The following is a 5,514-nucleotide window of genomic DNA, read 5'->3' on the forward strand; positions in this document are numbered from 1 at the left end:
CGGTCACCCCGAGGTTCCCGGCAGGTTGGTGTTCGACCTGGATCCTGGTCCGGAAGTCGCCTTTGCCGATGTGGTCGCGGCCGCAAAGGAAATGCGTGATCGTCTTGAAGATTTGGGACTGGTCAGCTTTTGCAAGACCACGGGTGGCAAGGGCCTGCACGTCGTCACGCCGCTGGCGGGCCAACGCAGCAAAACGACCTGGCCCGAAGCCAAGGCCTTTGCCAAGGCCGTCTGCATGCAGATGGCGGCAGACAGCCCGAACCTCTATCTGGTCAACATGGCAAAGAAGCTGCGGACGTCCCGGATCTTTCTCGATTATCTCAGGAATGATCGCATGGCGACCGCCGTTGCACCGCTGTCGCCCCGCGCCAGGGAAGGTGCGACGGTTTCAATGCCGCTGACATGGGGCCAGGTGAAGGCGGATCTCGACCCCAAGAGATACACCGTCCGCAGCGTGCCAGGCCTGCTGAAGAAGACTGTCGCCTGGGCCGACTATGACGAGGGCGAACGGCCGATCAGTACGGCCATCAAACGGCTCGGCTCGACGAAGACCGCCGCATGAATTCGAAGGGATCAAAACCGTCGTTTGGTGTTCCCTTGCACACGGAGCCGATGGAGGCAAAGGCTGCGGACGCCTTGCCGGATGACACCGGGCAGTGGCAGTACGAACCCAAATGGGACGGATTCCGCTGCCTGGCCTTCAAAGCCGGTGACGAGGTCGACTTGCGGGCAAAATCAGGCAAGCCACTTGGCAGATACTTTCCCGAAGTCGTCGCGGTCGTGCGTGAGCTGAAGGGCGAAGGCTTTGTGGTCGACGGTGAGCTCGTCATAGACCTTGACGGCTCGCTCTCTTTCGATGCGCTGCAGATGCGGCTGCACCCGGCGGAAAGCCGAATTCGAAAGCTGTCTGTCGAGACCCCGGCAAAACTTATCCTGTTCGATATACTGGCCAGCTTGGATGCCAGCCTGATGGGTGAACCGCTGTCCGCAAGGCGCGAGGCGCTGGAACTGTTGCTAAACTCGGCGGGGCGCGTCGGTATCGAACTGTCTCGGTGTACCCGGGATTTGCCCACCGCAATGAAGTGGGTTGGCGCATCTGGAAAGGGTTCCACCGATGGCGTTATGGCCAAGCGCCTCGGCGATGCGTATCGGCCGGGCGAGCGCGCCATGATAAAGGTCAAGCGACTGCGCACGGCCGATTGCGTCGTCGGCGGGTATCGGTATCTGGCGAACGCGCGCGAGGTAGGCTCCTTGTTGCTGGGGCTCTACAATGAACAGGGCAAGCTCGACCACGTAGGCTTTACTTCGACGATCGCTCGCGCAGACCGGACAGCGCTGACGCGACAGGTTGAGGCGTTACGGTCACCGCCTGGCTTTACCGGCAAAGCGCCAGGTGGCCCAAGTCGCTGGAGCACCGAGAGGAGCGGGCAGTGGGAACCGGTTCGCCCTGATCTGGTGGTCGAAGTGCGTTTCGATCAAGTCACCGGCGATCGCTTCCGGCATGGCACGAAATTATTGCGCTGGCGCCCTGACAAAAACCCAAAGCAGTGCACCTTCGACCAGATCGTGAAAACATGAGCGCTTCGCACGCGACGGTTAGCATCGAGGCGGCCTGACCTACGCTGTATCCACGCGCTTGAGATCAGATACACGCACCACCCCGTGCTGGCTGATGAAGGTCAAGGTGGACCCGGTGCTTTGGCTCTGTGAGACACCAGATATGCGATGGTCGCCGGTGTCGTAGATCTCCGTGTTTCCGTGGTCGTCGATGACCAGGCGGCGTTTCTCCGCAAACGCCGCATAACGCATGTGCTTCTGGGAGCCGGCGGCAGAGGGCTTTCCAAGCTCATCTGGCCACCACGACGCCGCAGCTACCATACCAGCGGAACGATAGCTCACACCCGTGTCGCCGCCCCGCCGCTCGGAGGGATGGTCGCGCAGGTATTCAGACAACGCTCCCGCGATAGCGTTGAGCTTGGCCTTCAGGCTTTCGTTGAACATGTCGCCAACCATCGTCATGCCCGAAGACCATTGCGACATGCCGCCAAAATCGGCGTGACTGAATTGGGCCATAGTGCCGCCGCCACGCTGTAAGCCGTCCAGAACAGCCCTGACAGCGTCTTCGGAGATGCCGTGCTCGCGCGAAAGGCGGGTGGTCAGGTCGCCTAAGTTCTGGGCCATTATGTTGTCCTGAGAATCAGTAGCGTTCAGCCGCCAGTCTGCGCGACACAGCAGCAACGATCGTCGCAGGGCGAGGTTCCTGGATCCGCAGAAAGACAGCAATTTCCAATGTCACTTCGAGACGTTGGTCGCCGCCTGGTCCGAACACCGCGAACGTCCGTCCACGTCGTTCGGCCGCAAAGCCGTCCTGTCTGTTGGAACATTTCGACCCGCACACTTTTTTCGGCACGGACTGTTGCCGACTGTTGCTCGACGAACACAATCGGTCTGGCGGCCTGGGGTATGTCGGAACGCTTTTCGCCTTGGTGAATTGGTAGGACTAGTGCGGTCGGCAACGCCAGGCCTCGCCGAAAAAAGCAGCCCGCCGGCCCGACAGGCTGGCGGGCTCTTTCGTCACGGTCATGAAAGACGTGGACCTCATTCAACGACCGCTTGCGCGGTCACGATCTCTATAGCCGAAGAGCTCGCTTTGGCGGCTCACGGTTCTCGTCGGGGTTGGGGATGGGCAATTGATCCGGCAGGAGGTCAGGGTCAGGCTCGCGCACGTCTGGGGTCCAGCTTGGTGAATCCACCGGTGGTTCTTCATTCGGCGCTGGTTTGGGCGGCATTGACTATTCTCCCCGTTTGTCAGTTGGGCGCGGTGTCTTGCGGGCTAGCCGACGTGCGTCGCTTTGTCTGGCCGGGAAGGGGCCGCCAAAAGGCTGTCAGGTTTAAGCGGAGCGCCCCCCGTTTTAGGGCTGACTGGCGCTTCGCCGGCGTCCTTGACGCCGGGGCCTTTGCGCTCGATCTCGGCGCCGGCCGTCTCCGGCTCTCTTACAATTGCATCGTTGAGGTTTTTGATCTTCGCCATGGCGTTGTCTCCTTTACGGGCCAACGACCGGCCATCAGGAATGTTCCAGATGGCATGGAACTCGGTGCGCCGGCGATGGTTGTCGATGGCCACACAGGGAGGAACAGAAAATGTCTGGCGACGAAAACCATCGTGAAACCGGAGCGACGAAATATCCGGCCAGAACCGATAAAGACCCATCAGATGCCTTCTCGCAGGACGCGGCTGGAAACAAGAAGCCCAAGGACGGCGTCGGATTGACGCGGCCTGCGGACGAAGTCGATGACAAGACGCATCAGTCGGATGGGCAGAACCCACCACACCAGGTAAAGAGTTCCCGGCCATGAATGTCGCCAATCTGCAGCTAGAAGGTCTAATGATGGCGGTCGCCTCGATCAACAATGTGCTGGTCCACAGGGACTGCTTTCGATCGACGACATCGATATTGCGCTACGAAAGGCCGAGGCCAGCGTCGCGGGCGATGAGCGGACTTATGAAGACATGTCCCCGGCCAACCGCGACGCCATCTGCTTTCCGATCCGGCTTCGCAGATCGCAAACAACGCACAAGGCGAATCCGACGTTCGGCCGTTTTCGGAACTGGCAAAAATGGTTGGACAAACGAAGCAGCCTTATAACGATCAGCAGTAGCGCTAACGATCGCACCCCTCCGTGACGGCCTACATTTCGCTGTTTTGAATAATTCCCGCTTCGCCATCCTGGATATGCGTCCGCGACGACGTTGACGTCTTGAGCCGAACGCCGGGGCCGCCATGGATCGTCTCACCGTCGCGCAGAAAGGCAACACCCGCCTGTTCAAGCGCCGATCGCATCGCAGCCAGCAGGTCGCGGGCCGGAAGGCGCTTGCTCTTCTCGAAATCGCGAACCGTTCCCTCGCTAACCTGCGCCTTGGCGCCAAGCCTGGCTTGCGACCAGTCCAGCAGACCCCGCGCCGCCCGGCATTGCTCCACGGTTAATTGGGTCACGTAAGTCTCCTCGGGTCGATGTGTTCGCGTTTTGGTCTAAGCGCTCTTGCGCTTTGCCGGGGCGCTCTTTTTGGAGGTTGCCAATCCCTCCTGTTTCAGACTCTTCTTCAGGATTTCGGCAAGGTTGATGACGTTCTCCTCCGGCTTGGGGGCCGCCTTTGGTGGCGCCTTGCCCTTTCGTTTCGCATCGATCATGGCAATCAGCGCATCTTCGTAGGTGTCCTCGAATTTCGAGGGATCGAAGGTAGTTACCTTCTTGTCGATGAGCATGCCGGCAATTTCGAGCAGCTCGGGATCGTATTTCGCCTTCGTCAAACCATCAAAGACACTGTCCGCGGCGACCATCTCGTTGTGGTTTCGCAACTCGGTCATCACCATGCCCTTGCCATAAGGCTGGATCACAACTTCCCGGCCGCGCTGGTAAAGCACGACGCAGGACCGTGCTGCGACGCCCTTGTTCTTCATTGCATCACGGATCACGCCATAGGCCTCGACGGCCGCGCCGTCGGCTGGAATGAGGTAGTAGGGCTTCTCCAGATAGCGAGTGTCGATCTCGCTGATCGCCACAAACTCACCGACCTCCAGCGTGTGATCCGAGGTGAGCTTGAGCGCCTTGATGTCGTCGGGCTCGATTTGAAGGAACTCATCCTTCTCAACCTCGAACCCCTTGACCTGGTCTTCCGTCTCGACAGGCTTGCCTGTCTTCTCGTCGGCATAGACGCTTTTGACCGGGAGGCCGTCATTACGGTTCAAGATCTTGAAGTGGATCTTCGACGCTTCACTGGTGGCCCCGACAATCTTGACGCCGCAAACAACGGAACCGACCTTCAAGAAGCCCTTCCAGACAGCACGTGGCGCGACCATGTCGTTTATCCCCGTTTCAGGTCAAGGCAAACGAGCGTCCAGCGAAACCGTTCCCTGGATCAGCCCAGCCAAAGTGAATGTCGGCGGAGTTTGGTTGGAACGTTTCGCCAGGCGGCAGGTTACTTCGTCGCAAGCCATATTCTAGGTCGCAATGGCGATGTCCTGATAGTCGACGACCTTTCGCGGGCTCAGGATCGCCATGGGGTGGAAGAGGGACCCCAGTGACAGACCTGACTTGCCCCGCGACATTTGGATGCAGAATATTGATGAAGAACTCACCGTCACCAGTGTTGGCATCGGACGATTGGCTTGTGCAGGGATAGCCCCATGAAATCGGATGATGTCCCTGTGCCTGGCACGGTCGATTTCGGGGATTTCAGCGGCGTCGAGCCATTGAGCAGATCATTTGGCGGTGATCGCGGTACGCCGCTGGACCGTTACTACATAGAGAGCTTCTTGCGCCGCCATGCAGACGATGTCCGAGGCGATGTCGCGGAAATCGGTGACGCTGTCTACACTCACCGTTTTGGCGGAGACCGGGTGATGCGTTCTGAAATCATCGACTCCCCGCAAAGCAATAATCCAGGCGCGACCATGAAGGTCGATCTCCAGAACGCAGAGACAATCGTCGCTAACCGCTTCGACTGTATGATCG

Annotated in this window: 5 protein-coding genes and 3 pseudogenes; 4 read left to right on the forward strand and 4 right to left on the reverse strand. The window is 59.4% G+C overall.

The window, feature by feature from the left end:
* Both A3A9_RS40840 and A3A9_RS40845 read left to right on the forward strand, forming a co-directional pair.
* Positions 1-562, forward strand: a pseudogene (locus A3A9_RS40840) (DNA ligase D); the annotation flags it as partial.
* The gene (locus tag A3A9_RS40845) at positions 559-1,578 is read left to right on the forward strand and encodes an ATP-dependent DNA ligase (RefSeq protein ID WP_033839181.1); all 1,020 of its coding nucleotides are present in this window, start codon (positions 559-561) and stop codon (positions 1,576-1,578) included. The pseudogene A3A9_RS40840 and the gene A3A9_RS40845, both read left to right, overlap by 4 nt.
* 39 nt (positions 1,579-1,617) lie before the next feature.
* Here the strand turns inward: A3A9_RS40845 and A3A9_RS40850 are convergent, their stop codons facing one another.
* Both A3A9_RS40850 and A3A9_RS46165 read right to left on the reverse strand, forming a co-directional pair.
* Positions 1,618-2,181, reverse strand: a complete 564-nt coding sequence (locus A3A9_RS40850; RefSeq protein WP_033839184.1) for a hypothetical protein — start codon at positions 2,179-2,181, stop codon at positions 1,618-1,620.
* Between the two features lie 652 nt (positions 2,182-2,833).
* The gene (locus tag A3A9_RS46165; RefSeq protein WP_245279229.1) at positions 2,834-3,211 is read right to left on the reverse strand and encodes a hypothetical protein; all 378 of its coding nucleotides are present in this window, start codon (positions 3,209-3,211) and stop codon (positions 2,834-2,836) included.
* 142 nt (positions 3,212-3,353) lie between these two features.
* On the opposite strand from A3A9_RS46165, the pseudogene A3A9_RS43630 reads away from it, so the two are divergent.
* Positions 3,354-3,660: pseudogene (locus tag A3A9_RS43630) on the forward strand (hypothetical protein).
* Between the two features lie 29 nt (positions 3,661-3,689).
* Here A3A9_RS43630 and A3A9_RS40855 read toward each other — a convergent pair.
* Both A3A9_RS40855 and A3A9_RS0136350 read right to left on the reverse strand, forming a co-directional pair.
* Positions 3,690-3,995, reverse strand: coding sequence for a helix-turn-helix domain-containing protein (locus A3A9_RS40855; RefSeq protein WP_027062818.1), 306 nt, complete (start codon positions 3,993-3,995; stop codon positions 3,690-3,692).
* 36 nt (positions 3,996-4,031) lie between these two features.
* Positions 4,032-4,859: a Ku protein gene (locus A3A9_RS0136350; RefSeq protein WP_027062819.1), complete on the reverse strand. Its 828-nt coding sequence runs from the start codon at positions 4,857-4,859 to the stop codon at positions 4,032-4,034.
* 327 nt (positions 4,860-5,186) lie between these two features.
* Between A3A9_RS0136350 and A3A9_RS0136360 the strand changes: the two are divergent.
* Positions 5,187-5,514, forward strand: a pseudogene (locus tag A3A9_RS0136360) (glycosyltransferase); the annotation flags it as partial.

The sequence above is a fragment of the Mesorhizobium loti CJ3sym genome, assembly GCF_000472785.1.
GTDB classification, from domain to species: Bacteria; Pseudomonadota; Alphaproteobacteria; order Rhizobiales; family Rhizobiaceae; genus Mesorhizobium; species Mesorhizobium loti_E.